Source organism: Acidovorax sp. Root219 (genome assembly GCF_001428665.1).
Classification (GTDB): domain Bacteria; phylum Pseudomonadota; class Gammaproteobacteria; order Burkholderiales; family Burkholderiaceae_C; genus Acidovorax.
In genome coordinates this window covers 302,249-319,566 of sequence record NZ_LMIJ01000023.1, presented here as the reverse complement: position 1 = coordinate 319,566, position 17,318 = coordinate 302,249, and the positions used below count along the sequence as shown (strand labels likewise).

19 protein-coding genes are annotated in these 17,318 nt (G+C 64.5%); 1 reads left to right on the top strand and 18 read right to left on the bottom strand.

Features of this window, described 5'->3' with window-relative positions:
* Positions 1-3: 3 nt before the first annotated feature.
* Positions 4-660 carry a mechanosensitive ion channel family protein gene (locus tag ASE28_RS21855; RefSeq protein WP_057268450.1) on the top strand — a complete coding sequence of 219 codons (657 nt, stop codon included), beginning with the start codon at positions 4-6 and terminating at the stop codon, positions 658-660.
* Between the two features lie 28 nt (positions 661-688).
* Here the strand turns inward: ASE28_RS21855 and nagZ are convergent, their stop codons facing one another.
* The 18 genes from nagZ to fabD form a co-directional block, all read right to left on the bottom strand.
* Positions 689-1,798, bottom strand: a complete 1,110-nt coding sequence (gene nagZ / locus ASE28_RS21850) for a beta-N-acetylhexosaminidase (protein WP_057268449.1) — start codon at positions 1,796-1,798, stop codon at positions 689-691.
* Positions 1,799-1,863: 65 nt separating this feature from the next.
* Positions 1,864-2,259: a holo-ACP synthase gene (acpS, locus tag ASE28_RS21845; protein ID WP_057202112.1), complete on the bottom strand. Its 396-nt coding sequence runs from the start codon at positions 2,257-2,259 to the stop codon at positions 1,864-1,866.
* A gap of 10 nt (positions 2,260-2,269) precedes the next feature.
* Positions 2,270-3,028, bottom strand: a complete 759-nt coding sequence (locus ASE28_RS21840; protein WP_057268448.1) for a pyridoxine 5'-phosphate synthase — start codon at positions 3,026-3,028, stop codon at positions 2,270-2,272.
* A 14-nt stretch (positions 3,029-3,042) separates the two neighbouring features.
* Complete coding sequence (recO, locus tag ASE28_RS21835) at positions 3,043-3,810, bottom strand: DNA repair protein RecO (protein WP_057268447.1); 768 nt, start codon at positions 3,808-3,810, stop codon at positions 3,043-3,045.
* Positions 3,811-3,875: 65 nt separating this feature from the next.
* Entirely contained in the window at positions 3,876-4,895 is a 1,020-nt protein-coding gene (gene era / locus ASE28_RS21830; RefSeq protein WP_057268446.1) for a GTPase Era, read from the bottom strand.
* Positions 4,892-5,575: a ribonuclease III gene (rnc, locus tag ASE28_RS21825; RefSeq protein WP_057268445.1), complete on the bottom strand. Its 684-nt coding sequence runs from the start codon at positions 5,573-5,575 to the stop codon at positions 4,892-4,894. The genes era and rnc overlap by 4 nt, the downstream gene beginning before the upstream one ends.
* A complete protein-coding gene (locus ASE28_RS21820; RefSeq protein WP_057268444.1) occupies positions 5,575-5,940 on the bottom strand; it encodes a DUF4845 domain-containing protein in 366 nt (121 codons plus the stop codon). The genes rnc and ASE28_RS21820 overlap by 1 nt, the downstream gene beginning before the upstream one ends.
* 42 nt (positions 5,941-5,982) lie before the next feature.
* A complete protein-coding gene (gene lepB, locus ASE28_RS21815) occupies positions 5,983-6,951 on the bottom strand; it encodes a signal peptidase I (RefSeq protein ID WP_057268443.1) in 969 nt (322 codons plus the stop codon).
* Positions 6,951-8,759, bottom strand: a complete 1,809-nt coding sequence (gene lepA / locus ASE28_RS21810; RefSeq protein WP_057268442.1) for a translation elongation factor 4 — start codon at positions 8,757-8,759, stop codon at positions 6,951-6,953. The genes lepB and lepA overlap by 1 nt, the downstream gene beginning before the upstream one ends.
* 520 nt (positions 8,760-9,279) lie before the next feature.
* Positions 9,280-10,749: a Do family serine endopeptidase gene (locus ASE28_RS21805; protein ID WP_057202559.1), complete on the bottom strand. Its 1,470-nt coding sequence runs from the start codon at positions 10,747-10,749 to the stop codon at positions 9,280-9,282.
* 115 nt (positions 10,750-10,864) lie between these two features.
* Positions 10,865-11,956 carry a MucB/RseB C-terminal domain-containing protein gene (locus ASE28_RS21800; RefSeq protein WP_057202104.1) on the bottom strand — a complete coding sequence of 364 codons (1,092 nt, stop codon included), beginning with the start codon at positions 11,954-11,956 and terminating at the stop codon, positions 10,865-10,867.
* Between the two features lie 24 nt (positions 11,957-11,980).
* A complete protein-coding gene (locus ASE28_RS21795) occupies positions 11,981-12,637 on the bottom strand; it encodes a sigma-E factor negative regulatory protein (RefSeq protein WP_057202103.1) in 657 nt (218 codons plus the stop codon).
* Between the two features lie 58 nt (positions 12,638-12,695).
* Positions 12,696-13,325 carry an RNA polymerase sigma factor RpoE gene (gene rpoE, locus ASE28_RS21790; RefSeq protein WP_057202102.1) on the bottom strand — a complete coding sequence of 210 codons (630 nt, stop codon included), beginning with the start codon at positions 13,323-13,325 and terminating at the stop codon, positions 12,696-12,698.
* A gap of 13 nt (positions 13,326-13,338) precedes the next feature.
* A complete protein-coding gene (locus ASE28_RS21785; RefSeq protein WP_157412462.1) occupies positions 13,339-13,842 on the bottom strand; it encodes a hypothetical protein in 504 nt (167 codons plus the stop codon).
* 89 nt (positions 13,843-13,931) lie between these two features.
* Positions 13,932-15,176: a beta-ketoacyl-ACP synthase II gene (gene fabF, locus ASE28_RS21780; protein ID WP_057202100.1), complete on the bottom strand. Its 1,245-nt coding sequence runs from the start codon at positions 15,174-15,176 to the stop codon at positions 13,932-13,934.
* Between the two features lie 48 nt (positions 15,177-15,224).
* Positions 15,225-15,464, bottom strand: coding sequence for an acyl carrier protein (gene acpP / locus ASE28_RS21775; protein ID WP_003058049.1), 240 nt, complete (start codon positions 15,462-15,464; stop codon positions 15,225-15,227).
* Between the two features lie 103 nt (positions 15,465-15,567).
* Positions 15,568-16,314 (bottom strand): 3-oxoacyl-ACP reductase FabG, encoded by a 747-nt coding sequence (gene fabG, locus ASE28_RS21770; protein WP_057202099.1) that lies wholly within the window; start codon positions 16,312-16,314, stop codon positions 15,568-15,570.
* Positions 16,311-17,261 (bottom strand): ACP S-malonyltransferase, encoded by a 951-nt coding sequence (gene fabD / locus ASE28_RS21765; protein ID WP_057268440.1) that lies wholly within the window; start codon positions 17,259-17,261, stop codon positions 16,311-16,313. The genes fabG and fabD overlap by 4 nt, the downstream gene beginning before the upstream one ends.
* Between the last annotated feature and the right edge of the window lie 57 nt (positions 17,262-17,318).

Genomic DNA, 17,318 nt, shown 5'->3' with positions numbered 1-17,318 from the left:
CTCATGGCCACCAACGGTCTGCATGTTTTGAAGGCGCGGCTCCCGGACTGGGTGCAGGACTGGCTCGATGTGATCGTGCCCGGCCTGCAGATCCTGCTGGTCGTTTTTGTGGCCTGGATGCTGCAGCGCCTGCTGCGGCGCCTGGTGGCGCGTGCCGCCGCCCACTACCAGTTGCCCGACGAGCTGCTGGTACCCATCAAGGGATTGATACGCTGGACCATCGTGGCCAGCGCCTCCCTGCTGGTGCTTGAACGCATGGGGGTTTCGGCCACGGTGCTGTGGACGGCCCTGACGGGCTTTGCCACCGTGGGCGCCGTGGCTTTTTTCGCGGCGTGGAGCGTGTTGTCCAACCTGTTCTGCGCGCTGCTGATCTTCACGGTGCGGCCGTTCCGCGTGGGCGACTACATCGAGGTGCTGGACACGGCAGAGAAGCCCGGCGCCAAAGGCCGGGTGGTGGACATCAACCTGCTGTACACCACGCTCGAAGACCACCTCCATGCGGGCCCGGATGGCACCTGGCTGCAGATACCCAACGCCCTGATCTTCCAGCGCGTGATACGGCGCTGGAGAGGGCCGCCCCCGCCCCTGGCGGCACCTGTGGCGGAACCCGCTCCAGCACTGCCCGCGCAGAGCTCTCCATCGGCGTATCCAGCACCCTGAGCCTGCGGCAGCAGGCCTCGAACGCGGATCAGGGCAGCAGGTCCAGCGCCTGAAGGTAGGCCGGCTGGTACATGAGGTCGTCCCAGGCCTGGGGAAGGGTCTCGGGCAGCAGGGCGATGCGGCGCGACTCGCTGTCCACATTGGGCTGCCAGCGGCCCCGGGCCTGCGCATCCGCCAGGCCGCCCAGCAGTTCGTCCACGGCCTTGCCATCGCCCACGCTCTGGTTGCACAGCAGCACCAGATCGCATCCGGCCTCCAGCGCGGCCAGGGCACCATCGGTGTAGCTGACCAGTTGGCCATCGAGGCGGCGCGCCCCTTCCATGCTCAGGTCGTCGCTGAAGATGGCGCCATCAAAGCGCATCTCGCGGCGCAGGATGTCCTGCAGCCAGCGTTGGGAGAACCCGGCGGGGCGGCTGTCCACCTTGGGGTAGATCACGTGGGCCGGCATCACGCTGGTGAGCGTGCTGCTGAGCCAGGGGTATGGCGCCGCGTCGTCGGCCAGGATGGCCTTGAGGCTGCGCGTGTCCACCGGTACCTCGGTGTGCGAATCGGCCCGGGCGAAGCCATGGCCGGGAAAGTGCTTGCCGCAATTGGCCATGCCGGCCTGCAGCAGTCCGTGCATGAGGCTCTTGGCGAGCAGGGCCACGACGCGCGGATCGCGGTGGAAGGAGCGGTCGCCGATCACGCCACTGCGCGAGCCTGCGTCTTCGTCCTGCCAGTCGAGGTCGAGCACCGGGGTGAACGAGAAATCCACGCCGCAGGCGCGCAGCTCGGTGCCCAGCACATAGCCGGCGGCCGTCGCGGCATTGGTCGCGCGCAGGGCGCCGCTGCCGGGCACCGCCTTGGCGCCCTTGCCATCGTCCATCCACATCGCGCCCAGGGCGCGCATGGGCGGCAGGTGGGTGAAGCCGTCGGTGCGAAAGCGCTGCACGCGCCCGCCTTCATGGTCCACGCAGACCAGCAGATCATCGCGCACCGCCTTGATGGCGCTGGTCAGGCCCAGCAACTGGGCCCGGTTTTCCCAGTTGCGGGCGAACAGGATCACGCCGCCAGTGAGCGGGTGGGCCAGGCGGCGGCGGTCGTCGGCGCTGAGCGCGGTGCCGGCCACATCGAGGATGACGGGTGCGTGTTCGGTCATGGGCTTGTGAAATCAGAAGGGATGGAAACTGGGCGGCCACGCTGAGAGCTGCATGCCGGCGGAAATCAGGGGGCTTTTTCGACCACGCAGAAGCTGGCGGCGTAGTCCGTCTCGTCCGTGACGCTCAGGTGGGCCTGCAGGCCACGCTCTTCGAACCATTCCTTGAGCGCACCGTGCAGCACGATCACCGGTTGGCCCGAAGGCAGCTTGGCCACTTCGCAGTGGCGCCAGGTCATGGGCATGCGCATGCCGAGGCCGATGGCCTTGCTGAAGGCTTCCTTGGCGGAAAAGCGCGTGGCCAGGTAGCGCAGGCCCCGGTCCGGCCAGCGGGCCGTGCGCGCACGCCAGGTGGCGAGTTCACCCTGGGACAGCACCTTTTCGGCGAAGCGGTCGCCATGGCGCTCCAGGCTGGCCTGGATACGGCGCACGTCGCAGATGTCGGTTCCGATGCCGTAGATCATGGCACGGCACTCAGCCTGCTGGGGCGATGCAGGCGTTGTAGGCCTGCACGGTGGCGGCGTAGCCCAGTTCCAATGCATCGGCGATCAGCGCGTGGCCAATGGACACCTCCAGCACGCCGGGCACCTCGCGCACGAAAGCGGTGAGGTTGTCGCGGTTCAGGTCATGGCCGGCATTGACGCCCAGCCCGGCATCGAGCGCGGCCTGGGCGGCAGTGCGGTAGCGCTCCAACTGCAAGGCCTGCCCGGAGGTTCCCCAGGCGGCGGCATAAGGCTCGGTGTAAAGCTCGACGCGATCAGCCCCCACGGCCTTGGCGGCGGCCATGGCTTCGGGCACCGGGTCCATGAACAGGCTCACGCGAACGCCCAGGGCCTTGCACTCGGCGATCAAGGGCGCCAGGCGCTCGGCATCCTGCGGGAAGCTCCAGCCATGGTCGCTGGTGAACTGGTCTTCGCTGTCGGGCACGAAGGTGGCCTGGTGCGGGCGCACCTGGCGGATAAAGTCCATCAGGTTCTGCGAGGGGTTGCCCTCGATGTTGTACTCCCGGTCGGGCCAGGCCTTCATCAGCTCAGCCAGCTCGAACACGTCATGGCTGCGGATGTGGCGTTCGTCCGGACGGGGATGCACGGTGATGCCCCGCGCGCCGGCTTCAAGGCACAGCTGGGCCGCACGCGTGACACTGGGAATTCCCAGGTGGCGCGTGTTGCGCACCAGGGCGACCTTGTTGACGTTGACCGACAGGGCGGTACGGTGCGGCGTGGGGTGTGGCATGCGGTGTATAGAGGTCAGAGAGACTGCAGATCCATCATGAGCTGGCGGGTGCGCAGCGTGGGACTGCCGCAATGGTATTGCAAGAGCGCCCGCAACTGGGGCTTGAGCTCGGCGGCCACCGGAGCGCAGGCGCGCAAGGTGGCGGTGTAGCTGGATGCATTGCTGTCCAGTGCCGCCTGCAGGGCCTGCCACTGGCTGCCGGGCAGCGCGACGCGATCGCCAGATGAGGCCGCACGCAACCCCCCTTCGGCCACCAGCGTGTAGCGCGTGCCGGGGTGCAAGGGCTCCAGGGTCATGGTCTGCGCATCCAGGCTGGGCAAGAGCCCGATCTCGCGCAGCAGCAGCAGCTCGAAACTGCGCAGCACGGGCTCGAGTGCATCGCCATGCTCGCTGGCGAGCACGCGCACCACGCCGGCATAGTCATCGAACAGCGCAGTGTGTGCATCAGCCCGCGCCAGCAGGCGCAGCAGCAGCTCATTGAGGTACATGCCCGACAGCAGGGCATCACCCGTCGGCATGACATGCCCGCCAACCCACTCGGCCCCCTTGAGCGTGTGGATGTCGGCCGAGCCATCGCCCGACAGGGTGTAGGTGAGCAAGAGCGGCTGCAGCGGCAGCAGCACGGGGCGGAAGTTGGAGGTGGGCTTCTTGGCGCCTTTGGCGACCAGGGCGACACGGCCCTGGCGGCGACAGAACACCTCCAGGATCAGGCTCGACTCGCTCCAGTCGTAGCTGTGCAGTACGAAGGCCGGTTCATCGGAAATGCGCTTGGCAACGGCCATGGGCGGCTTTCAGCCAGGCCGCAGGCGTTGAAGCGCCTCTGCACAGAGCAGCGCGGCGGCCATCCTCACTCGTAACCGAAGGAGCGCACACGTGCCTCGTCATCGGCCCAGCCCGAGCGCACCTTGACCCATAGCTCCAGGAACACCTTGGCATCCATGAGCTTTTCGAGCTCCTGGCGGGCTTCGGTGCCGATGCGCTTCAAGCGCTCGCCCTTGTCGCCGATGACCATCATCTTGTGGTTGTCGCGCTCGACCACGATGGTGGCGGCGATCTTCACGAGGCGCTTGTGCTGCTTGCTCGCCTCTTCCTCGAACTTGTCGATGACCACAGTGGAGGTGTAAGGCAACTCGTCACCCGTGAAGCGGAACAGCTTTTCGCGCACGGTTTCGCCGGCCAGGAATTTCTCGCTGCGGTCGGTGAGTTCGTCCTCGCCATACCACCACGCCTGCTCGGGCAGGTATTTGGCGCAGATACCGAAGAGACGCTCGATATCGCCCTTGTTCTTGGCCGACATGGGCACGAATTCGGCGAACGGGTGGCGCTCCTGCATGCTCTTGAGCCAGGGGGCCAGCTCGGCACGGCGGTTGACCATGTCGAGCTTGTTGGCAATCAGCAAGGTGGGAATGCCGGGCTTGAACAGCGACAGCACCTTGGCGTCGGCCAGCGTGAAGTTGCCCGCCTCCACGACGAAGAGGATCAGGTCCACGTCGCCGATGGCGCCCATCACGGTCTTGTTGAGCGACTTGTTCAGGGCCGTGGCATGCCGGGTCTGAAAACCCGGGGTGTCGACAAAGACGAACTGGGTCTGCTCGCGCGTGCGGATGCCCGTGATGCGGTGGCGCGTGGTCTGCGCCTTGCGCGAGGTGATGCTGATCTTCTGGCCCACCAGGGCGTTGAGCAGGGTGGACTTGCCCACATTGGGCTTGCCGACGATGGCGATCACGCCGCAGCGCTGGCCCCGCACGGCCGCTGGCGCCCCACCGGCAGCGGCGGCCAGCATGGCGTCCAGATCCCTCGGGGTCTGGGGATCGGAAGGGGTACCGGCATCGCCCGCCGTGTCGTTGGTGGCGTTGTCGTCGTTCATAGATTCTTTGCTTTCAGTGTGGCCAGCATGGCCGCTGCCGCAGCCTGCTCACCGGCACGGCGGGAGCCGCCGATGCCACGCTCTATCAGGCCCAGTTCGGGAATATCGCACTCGACATCGAAGGTCTGGCGGTGCGCCGCCCCCACGGTGGCCACGACGGCATACTGCGGAAGCTTCATTTTGCGGCCCTGGAGCCACTCCTGCAACGCGGTCTTCGGGTCTTTGGAGGCCGCCTGCATCTGCGGGTTGATCTCCATGGCCTGGAACAGGCGGTGCACCAGGGCTTCGGCCTGGATGTAACCGGCGTCGAGGTAGACCGCGCCGATCAGCGCCTCCAGCGCATCGGCAAGGATCGAAGGGCGCTGGTGGCCACCGGATTTGGATTCACCCTCACCGAGGCGCAACACCTCAGACACACGCAGGCGCAGGGCCAACTGGTGCAGGGTGTCCTGCTTGACTAGGTTGGCCCGCACACGCGAAAGATCGCCCTCAGGCAGGGACCCCAGGCGCTGGTACAGCAGGCTCGCCACCGCGAGGTTCAGGACGGAGTCCCCCAGGAACTCCAGCCGCTCATTGTGGTCGGCCGAAAAGCTGCGGTGCGTGATGGCGCGCTGCAGCAGCGAGGGATCGGAAAAGGGATGCTGCAAGCGGTCCTGCAGCGCAAGAAGACTGGGGGACACTACTTGGTCTGTCCCTCGAAGCGGTAGACAAGATAAGCCGGACCAGCGAGGGGGATCTCGCGTGAATACTTGAAGCTCACCACATTTTTATCGCCACGCTTCGTAACCTCCAGGTCCTTGCCCTTGACGGAACTGATGTCGTCGATAGCACCTGCACGATCAAAGGCACCGCGGATCCCCGCAACAGTGGTCTCTTCCCTCGCGGCCTTGGTGGCAGCCTTATTGATCGCCTGGTACTCCAGGAAAATAGGTACAGACTGCCCGCCGATGGCAAACGCGGCCACGCAGATCAACCCAATGAAAATCACGCCAATGAACGACAGACCACGCTGGCGCGAACGGCTGGCAAAACGGTTGGAATACATACTCTCCCCTCTCCGTGCTTACTGATTAAAACAGGCCATGGATCATTGGAAAGACCCGATGCGCCTGGGGTTGCTGAAATTCATCCAGACGAAAAAGGCCTTGCCCACAATGTTGGCGTCGGGCACAAAGCCCCAATAGCGAGAATCCAGCGAATTGTCGCGGTTGTCCCCCATCATGAAATAGTGGCCTTCCGGCACTTTGCACACCACGCCTTCAACACTGTAGCGGCAGTTGTCACGATACGCAAAACTGGTCGCACCCTGGATGAAGGCGGGAGCATCCGGATAGTTCAGCAACCGGTGTGCCTTGCCATCGATCTGCTCTTCGAGTTGCGGGTAATACTTCACTTCGTCCAGAAAATCCGGGACGGCCGTGGTGGGCACCACCTGCCCGTTGATCGTGAGGCGCTTGTTCAGGTACGCCACTTCGTCGCCCGGCACGCCGATCACGCGCTTGATGTAGTCCAGACTGGGCTGCGGCGGGTAGCGGAACACCATGACATCGCCGCGCGCAGGCTTGTTGCCCTCGATGATCTTGGTGTTGATCACCGGCAGGCGCACGCCATAGGTGAACTTGTTCACCAAGATCAGGTCGCCTACCAGCAAGGTCGGGATCATCGAGCCGGAGGGAATCTTGAACGGTTCGAATAGAAAGGAGCGCAGCACGAACACCGCTGCGATCACCGGGAACAGCCCGGCCGTCCAGTCCAGCCACCAGGGCTGCATGAGCAGGCGCCCCTGGGCTTCCTGCACATCCAGATCCACCTTCTGGATGCCCATGCGGTCCAGTTCGGCCCGGCGCTGCACGGCAGCGTCTTCGATCGCCTGGGCTGCACGGCGGCGCTGCGGCAGGAAGTACAGCCGCTCGGCCAGCCAGAAGGCCCCCGTAACCACTGTGGCCAGGAACAACAGCAGCGCAAAATTGCCCTCAATGAGGCCAAAGTACCAGGACCCCACGTAGCCAAGAAAGGCGGCCAGGATGGCGGCCGTGAGAATTTGCATGAACTGCATCAATCTTCCACCTGCAAAATGGCGAGGAAGGCCTCCTGGGGCACCTCGACCGAACCGATCTGCTTCATCCGCTTCTTGCCCGCCTTCTGCTTTTCGAGCAGCTTGCGCTTGCGGGAAATATCCCCGCCATAGCACTTGGCCAGCACGTTCTTGCGCAGGGCCTTGATGGTCTCGCGCGCGATGATGTTGGCGCCGATGGCGGCCTGGATGGCCACGTCGTACATCTGGCGGCTGATGATCTCGCGCATCTTGCCCACCACGGCCCGGCCGCGGTACTGCGACTGCGAACGGTGCACGATGATGGACAGCGCATCGACCTTCTCGCCGTTGAGCAGGATGTCCACCTTGACCACGTCGGATGCGCGGTATTCCTTGAACTCGTAGTCCATCGACGCGTAGCCGCGCGAGACGGACTTGAGCTTGTCGAAGAAGTCCAGGACGATCTCACCCAGCGGCATCTCATAGGTCAGCATGACCTGGCGGCCATGGTAGGCCATGTTGATCTGCACACCGCGCTTCTGGTTGGCCAGCGTCATCACCGGGCCCACGTAGTCCTGGGGCATGTACAGGTGCACCGTGACGATGGGCTCGCGCACCTCTTCCATGCGGCCCTGGTCGGGCATCTTGGACGGGTTCTCGACCATGACGGTCTCGCCATCGGCGCGGACCACCTGGTAGACCACGCTGGGCGCGGTGGTGATCAGGTCCTGGTCGAATTCGCGCTCCAGGCGCTCCTGCACGATCTCCATGTGCAACAGGCCCAGGAAGCCGCAGCGAAAACCGAAACCCAGCGCCTGGCTGACCTCGGGTTCGTAGTGCAGCGAAGCGTCGTTGAGCTTGAGTTTCTCGAGCGCGTCGCGCAGCGAGTCGTACTCGCTGGCTTCCGTCGGGTACAGGCCTGCAAACACCTGGGGCTGGATTTCCTTGAAGCCCGGCAGCGCTTCGGTGGCTGGCCCCGCATTGTTGGGCAGCTTCTTTTCGAGCGTGATGGTGTCACCCACCTTGGCGGCCTGCAGTTCCTTGATGCCGGCGATGATGTAACCCACCTGGCCCGCGTCGAGCGAGTTGCGCGGCTCGTTGGCGGGGGTGAACACGCCCAGGTTGTCCGCGTTGTACACCGCTTCGCTGGCCATCATCTTGATGCGCTCGCCCTTGAGCAGGCGGCCATCGACCACGCGCACCAGCATCACCACGCCCACGTAACTGTCGAACCAGCTGTCGACGATCATCGCGCGCAGCGGACCGTCGGCATTGCCACGCGGTGCGGGCACCTTGGCCACGATGGCTTCGAGGATCTCGTCGATGCCCATGCCGGTCTTGGCCGAGCAGGGAATTGCATGCTCTGCATCAATGCCGATCACGTCCTCGATCTCGGCCTTCGCATTCTCTGGATCGGCATTGGGCAGGTCCATCTTGTTGAGCACCGGCACAACTTCCACACCGAGGTCCAGCGCGGTGTAGCAGTTGGCCACGGTCTGTGCTTCCACGCCCTGCGAGGCATCGACAACGAGCAGCGCGCCTTCGCATGCGGACAGCGAACGGCTCACCTCGTAAGAGAAGTCGACATGACCTGGCGTGTCGATCAGATTGAGGTTGTAGACCTGCCCATCCTGGGCCTTGTACTGCAGCGCAGCGGTCTGCGCCTTGATGGTTATCCCACGCTCTTTTTCGATGTCCATCGAGTCCAGAACCTGGGCCTCCATATCGCGGTCTGCAAGGCCGCCACATCGCTGGATCAAGCGGTCAGCCAACGTCGACTTGCCATGGTCGATGTGCGCAATGATGGAAAAATTTCTGATGTGGTTCATCAACGGGAAGCGTCAAGTAATTGAATTAAAACGGCGCGCACAAGAAAAAAGGGCGCGTCGAGTGGCGACGCGCCCTGAACCAACAATCATTGGCAACTGCGATAGTTGGATCTTCATTGTAGGCAAAAAGCGGGTCGGAAGCAGCCCGGCACTGGCACGAAAAGGGTCGTTGCCTGACTGCAACAGGGATTTTATACACAGTTTATTCACAGATTCAGTCCGCGCGATGATGAACAACTTGTGGGTGAGCTGTGGATCAGCTGTGCATGAACACGGTGCATCCCGCATGGTGGAGCAGGAACCGTTCAATATGCACATAACGGTTGAACAGACCCCTGCATTCTATCGAAACTGGTTGATGCCCCGTTCCGGAAGTTAGCGAAAGCTAACCTCTAAGTTTTTTTCAGGGCCGCAGCAGGGGCCCGCTTCCAGGGATTTTTTTGGGAAAACCCATCAAATACCGAGGGAATAGCCCATGGGACTACCCCTTTGCCCATCTGGAATTCGGCCACCTCCTCCTTCAGCGCAGAGGGCGGATCACCGCATATTGGGCCCACTCGCCGCGGCGATAGAGCAGACTCAAGGGCTTGCTCTTGTCCGCCTTGGACACGACCGACTCGAAGTCCTTGAGGCCCGCGATCTCCGTATTGGCCACAGACAGAATCACATCGCCTTCACGCAGGCCCGCCCGCGCAGCGGCATCGGTGGCCGATGCCACGGCCACGCCGCCCTTGAGCTTGAGTTCCTTCTTCTGTGCATCGGTGAGTTCAAGCACGGAAAGACCCAGTTGCTGGGCTGCCGCCGACGCCTTGGGCTTCTCCTCGCGCTCCACGGCCTTGGCGACCGGCTTGTCGGGTTCGATTTCGGCGATGGTGATGGTCAGGTCGCGCGCGCTGCCGCGGCGGAACACCGTGATGGCACTCTTGGTACCGGGCTTGGTGTTGCCCACCAGGCGCGGCAGGTCGGCCACCTTCTCGATGGGCTTGCCGTCGAAGCGGGTGATGATGTCCCCTGCCTCGACCCCGGCCTTGTCGGCCGGCGAGCCCGACTCCACCCCCGTCACCATTGCACCCTGCGACTTGCCCAGACCAATCGCGTCGGCCACGTCCTTGCTCACCGCGCCGATCTGCACGCCAATGCGGCCCCGGGTCACGCGGCCCGACGACCGCAACTGCTCGCTGACGCGGATCGCTTCGTCCATCGGGATCGCAAACGAGATGCCCATGAAACCACCCGAACGCGAGTAGATCTGGCTGTTGATCCCCACCACCTCGCCGCGCATGTTGATCAGCGGGCCACCGGAATTGCCGGGGTTGATGGCCACGTCGGTCTGGATGAAGGGCAGGTAGTCGCCCGTGTCGCGCTGCTTGGCGCTCACGATGCCGGCGGTCACGCTGTTTTCCAGGCCGAAGGGCGAGCCGATGGCCATGACCCACTCACCCACCTTGAGGCGACTCACGTCGCCCACCTTCACAGCCGGCAACCCGGTGGCCTCGATCTTGACCACGGCCACGTCGGTGCGCTTGTCGACACCCACGATGCGCGCCTTGAACTCGCGCTTGTCGGTGAGCGTAACGATGACCTCATCGGCCCCCTCGACCACGTGCGCATTGGTCATCACGAAGCCATCGGCCGTGAGGATGAAGCCCGAGCCCACGCCGCGCGGTTGCGCCTCCTCATCCTGCTGCGGACGCTGAGGGCGCTGCTGGCGCGGCACGTTGGGAATCGGCACGCCGAAGCGGCGGAAGAACTCCGCCATCTCCTCGTCCATGCCGTTGGCGCCCGAACGCTCGGACGCCTTCTCGCGCGTTCGGATGTTCACCACCGACGGACCAACCTGGTCCACCAGGTCAGTGAAGTCCGGCAAGCCCCGGACCACGGCAGACTGCGCCATGGCCGCGCCCTGGGGCAGCACCGCCACGCTGGCCACCGTCGCCACCACGCCCGAAACGGCGAGGGCGCGCAGCATACTCCAATCAAACTTGGGCATCATCGACCTTTCAAATTGTGGGGAACGCGAAAAAGAGTGTCACAGCCTGTGAAGAGGCGGGCCTGCATTTGGTTCCCGAAAACCACGCAGTACCAGGGCTGTTCGCCGCGCCAGGTCAGCGCGCGCGCTCCAATGCACCGACGAAAAGGCGCAGCGTCTGCATGGGCACCTCACCGACGGCCGTCACCCAGGCATCGGAGGCCATGCGCTGGCCCAGCATCTGCGTGGCGCCCACACTGCCCAACTGGCCTTGTGCGCCATGCCGTTTCACATCGAAGGGCTCGATGAACAACGACACAGTCGCCAGGCCATCGGAGTACAGGCACTGCAGCACCGGCAACGCCTCTGCGGGCCCCGCAGCCGCCAGCCTCTTGTGGCAGCTTTGCGGCACAAAGCCGGCCACCGGCTGGCGCATGCGCCAACCCTCTTCCAGCGCCGTGGTCTTCACCGCCGCAGGGGCAATCACCTTGTAGCCCGATACGTCGTCCATCATGCGCGAAAGCTTGTCCAGAGGCACGGTGGCATTGAGGTCGAGTTCGGAAAAGGCCGCCTGCTCCAGCACCCGGCCATCGGTCGCCAGGGTCTGCAACTTGACCACCAGGCCCGACTCCTTTTCGCTCCAGATGCGGTAGCCGAAACGCAGGGGATCCAGCGGCTTGAACCAGACCACGTCCGCATCCAGGCCGGCCACGCGCTCCTGGCCCAGCACCTGGGCCTCATAGTGCCTGGCCAGGGACGTGCCCTGCACCGACGGCAACTGCGGGAACAGCCCGCGCGCGTCACCGCGCTCGGTGCGCACCGTGCGCTCCTCTGGCAAGAAGGTGCGCACTTCACCGTCGCGCCGGAACACCTTGCGCGGCGTGCCGCTCAGGCCATCCACCCGCTCCAGTTGCTGCTTGCCGTCACAGGCATTCCAGATGCGCGAGCTGAACATCGCGCCCGAGGAGGACAGCACCACGAAGGTACCGACATAGGGGCGATTGCGGGGCGCCTGGTGCATGCGCTCTATCCACTGGCCGATGTCGCGCACGGGACTCACCGGAGACAGGGGCGGCAACGCGGACGCTACCGAACTCTGCGCAGACTGCGCATGCGCTGGAGCAGGCCACAAGCCAGCGCACAGCCACAAGGCCAGGCCAGCGATCGCAGCACGCCGCCACACCCGTGCGGCGGCATGCGCCAGGGCAAAGTCAGAGATCCATCCCATTGTGGCGCGTCAGGTCAGGCAAATTCAGCGGCTGGGCGTGGCAAAGGTGGCATTGCGCAGGAAGCCCGCAGGCATCTGCAGCGCGGACGTGCTGCCAAACTGCTTGTGGGCCGCCAGGAGCTCGTCCAGGCGCGGATCGCGGATCATCACCTGCTGGCCTTCGTTCTCGGCCACGGCGATCATGGAGCCCGACTGCGTGACACCCTGCGGTGCCGGAGCAGTCTGGATCACAGGCGCTCCCACAGAAGCCATCTGGGCCCCCGAAACCCCGCTGCCGCCCTGCAGCATGCCGACGGAAGACCACCCGATGGCCGCCACGGCAGCCAGCGAGGCCACCCCCGCCACCATCTTCCAGCGGAACACCGAGGCATTGGCCGCAGGCAACCGGGCTTGCGCCACCACACCCAGGGCCGGTTCGGGTACCAACGCGGCCGGGCGCCGCACCGGCGCCTCCTGGGCCATCTGTTCGCGCAGGCGCGAGAGCAGCACATTGCCACTGTCGGCACGCGCCAGCTCGTTCGAGCGCAGCACATCACCCACCAGGTGGTAGAGCTGCCATGTGGCCAGCCCTTCGTCATCGCCTGTGCAGGCGATGGCATCCGCAAACGCATCGCCATGCAACTGGCCATCGGCCAACGCCGAAATCTGTTCGCGCTTCGTCGTCATCACATCATTGTTCATGGTCTCACCTGCATATCCGTCACCAGACACTGCTTTACCCTTGCCGTACACCGCACCATCACCACCTTTTGCCCGTCTGGTTTTCCAGCATCGGGCGCACGCGGGCCGAAATCGCCTCCCGCGCGCGGAAAATACGCGACCGCACCGTGCCAATGGGGCAGCCCATGGCAGCAGCGATCTCTTCGTAACTGAGCCCCTCGATCTCGCGCAGCGTCACTGCCTGGCGCAAATCCTCGGGCAGCGCCTCCATGGCAGCATTTACCGCCTGGGCGATTTCCTGGGCAGCCAGCACCGTTTCAGGGGTCTCGTCGCTGGTTAGTTCATGCCCGACACGAGAAGTTTCATCTTCATCGTCAGAGCCCCTCAAGGCATTTTCTGAAATCACCGGGTTGCGCTTCATGTCCATCAGCGCCTTCTTGGCGGTATTGACGGCAATCCGGTACAGCCAGGTATAGAACTGGGCGTCGCCCCGGAACTGGTGCAAGGCCCGGTAGGCGCGGATGAAGGTTTCCTGCGCGATGTCCGGGATGATGTCGGTGTCGCGCACCATGCGGCCGATCAGGCGCTCGATACGGCGCTGGTACTTGATGACCAGCAGCTCGAACGCCCGCTGATCGCCCGCCACCGCGCGCTCCACCAGGAGAAGATCGCTGTTGTCGGGTGTGGGAGGCGGCGTTTGGGCTGTCATCGAATCTCTGGGTTCACGCCTCTCGGCTGTGGATCGGCGCGAACTCTCCGGCACTCACAGTGCCCGTTCCGGCGCGCGAATATACCGCACGGCGCAGATCGGTCCACCGCTCGGGCTGCTGGCGGCTCTCCAGCCATAGCCAGAAGCGCTGGCGGCCTTGCGCCTCCTGGACGCATACCCACAAGTGGCCTTGCAGGTCCCACTGCACCTCTGGAGCACCTTGCAGCATCACCGGCGAGGTTCCTGGAAGCAACGCATCCAGCCACCACTGCTGGCCATCCCAATGCAACTCTCCGCAAAACTGGCCCAGCCACCAGTGCCAGGCACCTGCCACGGCGGCCAGCCAGGCGCTCGAACCGGCCAGTGCAGGGATCAGCCCCTGCCCGGCCCCCAGCAGCCACCAGGCCCAAAGCACCGCAGCACCGGCCAGCGCCACGGCGGCCAGCACAGCGCCCACGGCGCGGCTGCGCCGCACGGGCAAGCGCACGGCAGGGGCCTGGCGCGCCATGGAATTCATGGAAAGGAGGGGGAATGCAGGTGCATCATCGTCCTGCAGTTTGCCGCAAACAGCATGCCAGTACCCGCAAGGGCACTGGCATCAAGCCGTCAAACCCGCTTGAATACCAGGGAACCGTTGGTCCCACCGAAGCCGAAGTTGTTCTTGAGCGCATAGTCCATCTTCACATCACGGGCCGTGTTGGCGCAGTAATCGAGATCGCACTCGGGATCCTGGTTGAACAGGTTGATGGTCGGCGGCACCTTCTGGTGGTGCAGTGCCAGCACGGTGAACACGCTTTCGATCCCGCCCGCCCCGCCGAGCAGGTGGCCCGTCATCGACTTGGTGGAACTGATCACCGTCTTGTATGCGGCTTCGCCGAGGGCCGCCTTGATGGCATTGGTCTCGTTGAGGTCGCCCAGGGGTGTGGAGGTTCCGTGCGCGTTCAGGTAACCCACATCGCCGGGATTGATGCCGGCATTGCGCATGGCGCTGATCATGGCGCGACGCGGGCCGTCCATGTTCGGCGCGGTCATGTGCCCGGCATCGGCACTCATGCCAAAGCCGCTGAGCTCGGCATAGATCTTGGCGCCACGGGCCTTGGCGTGCTCGTACTCTTCGAGCACCAGCACCCCCGCACCCTCACCCAGCACGAAGCCGTCACGGTCCTTGTCCCAGGGGCGCGACGCCGTCTTGGGGTCATCGTTGCGGGTGGACAGCGCACGCATCGCGGCAAAGCCACCAATGCCCAACGGGGACACCGTCGATTCCGTACCGCCAGCGACCACCACATCGGCATCGCCGTACTCGATCATGCGCCCGCCTTCGCCAATGCAGTGCAGGCCCGTCGTGCAGGCGGTCACCACCGCCAGGTTCGGGCCCTTGAAGCCAAAACGCATGGACACATGGCCCGCCACCATGTTGATGATGGATGCCGGCACGAAGAACGGCGTGATACGCCGTGGTCCGCGGTTGGTCAGCTCGGCATGGGTGTCCTCGATCAGCGGCAGGCCGCCGATTCCGGATCCGATCACGCAGGCGATGCGCGTGGCGAACTCGTCGTCCAGCGCCTCTCCGGTGGGCAGCCCGGCATCCTGTATGGCCTGCGCTGCCGCGACAATGCCGAAATGGATGAAGGCGTCCATCGCGCGCGCGTCCTTGGCGCTGATGTACGACTCCAGGTCAAGCCCCTTGACCTCCCCTGCGATCTTGCAGGAAAAGTTCGACGCATCGAACTTGGTGATGAGGTCAATGCCGGAATTTCCAGCGAGGACATTGGCCCAGGCATCGGCCACCGTGTTTCCCACGGGGCTGACGCAACCCAGGCCGGTCACGACAACGCGACGACGGCTCATGCGTAAAAACCTTCTGCTGATCGCTCAAGTCAGGCGCAGTGCGCCGGCTCAGGCCTTCTGATGGGTGTTGGCGTAATCGATGGCGTTTTGCACCGTCGTGATCTTCTCGGCGTCTTCGTCAGGGATCTCGATGCCGAACTCGTCTTCCAAGGCCATCACCAGTTCCACGGTGTCGAGCGAGTCGGCACCGAGGTCTGCCACGAAGGCCTTTTCATTGGTGACTTGGGACTCTTCCACACCGAGTTGTTCGGCAATGATTTTTTTGACGCGTGCTTCGATATCGCTCATGGTTTCCCTCTGGGGGTTGTGAATGAATCCGCGATTCTAGCCGCTTAAGGAGAAGCCCCTCAGCAGCCCGCCGTCCGGATGAACCGGCGTTATCTTTCAATAATTACATGTACATGCCGCCATTGACATGCAACTCCTGCCCGGTCACATAGCCCGCTTCGCGAGATGCGAGGTAGGCGACCGCGTGTGCGATGTCCGAAGGCTTGCCAAGGTGACCCAAAGCGATCTGCGTTTGCAGGGCTTTTTGCTGCTCTTCGGGCAGGCCGGCGGTCATGTCGGTCTCGATGAATCCAGGGGCCACGCAGTTCACCGTGATGCTGCGGCTGCCCAGTTCACGCGCCAATGCGCGCGTCATGCCGGCCACGCCGGCCTTGGCGGCCGCGTAGTTGGCCTGGCCTGGGTTGCCCGATGCACCGACCACGCTGGTGATGCTGATGATGCGCCCGAAGCGCTGCTTCATCATGGGACGGATGGCGGCGCGGCTCACGCGAAAGACCGCCTTGAGGTTGGTGTCCAACACCGCATCCCAATCGTCGTCCTTCATGCGCATGGCCAGGGTGTCGCGCGTGATGCCGGCGTTGTTCACCAGTACGTGCAGGCCACCCTGCTGTTTCACGATGGCATCGATGGTGGCCTCGATGGCCGCACCGTCGTTCACGTTCAGATTGACCCCCTTGGAGCCCGGGTAGGCCGCCAGGGCCGCCGAAATGCGGGCAGCGCCGTCATCGGTAGTGGCCGTGCCGACCACCTGGTAGCCGCGCACGGCCAGCTCCAGCGCGATCGCCGCGCCAATGCCGCGCGATGCGCCAGTGACCAGGGCCACCTGGGTGGGTTGAACAGAATCCGTCATGCCAGCAACTCCCGTGCTTCGGCCAGCGAGGCCGTGTCAAATACTGCAGCACCGACAAACTCGGGGTCGATGCGCTTGGTCAGACCCGCCAGCACCTTGCCGGGGCCACACTCCACAATGTGCGTCACGCCGCGCGCCTTGAGCGCCTGCACGCACTCCACCCAGCGCACGGCGCCAAAGGCCTGGCGCACCAAGGCGTCGCGGATCGCGTCGGCATCGCTGTGCACTGCCACATCCACGTTGTTGACCACGGGAATGGCGGGCGCCGCCAGCACCACCGCAGCCAGGGCCTCGCGCAGCTTGTCGGCTGCGGGCTTCATCAGGCTCGAATGGAAAGGCGCCGACACCGGCAGCAGCAGCGCACGCTTGGCGCCGCCGGCCTTGAGCACCTCGCAGGCCTTGTCCACCGCCGCCTTGGTACCGGCGATCACGGTCTGGATGGGGTCGTTGAAATTCACGGCCTCCACCACCTCGGCGCTGCCAGGGCCAAATGTGGCCACCGCTTCGGCGCAACCGGCGATGACCTTGGCTGCATCCATGCCAAGAATGGCCGCCATGGCACCGGTACCCACAGGCACAGCCTCCTGCATGGCGGCAGCGCGCAGACGCACCAGGGGCGCAGCCTGCGACAGCGTCAGCACACCTGCCGCAACCAGCGCCGAATACTCACCCAGCGAGTGCCCAGCCAGCGCGACGGGCGCCGCACCACCCTCGGCACGCCACACGCGCCATGCCGCCACACCGGCGGCCAACATCACAGGCTGCGTGTTGGTGGTCAGGGCCAGCGCCTCCTTGGGGCCTGCCTTGATCAAAAGGGCAATGTCCTCGCCCAGGGCATCCGAGGCCTCACGCAGGGTCTCGGCAACCGCAGGGTGGCCACCCCAGCCATCGAGCATGCCGACCGACTGCGAGCCCTGCCCGGGAAAAACAAATGCAAATGACTTCATGCCAGCACAGATAGATAAGAGGAATCGGGTTCTGCAGGCCGCCCAAAAGGCGGCGGG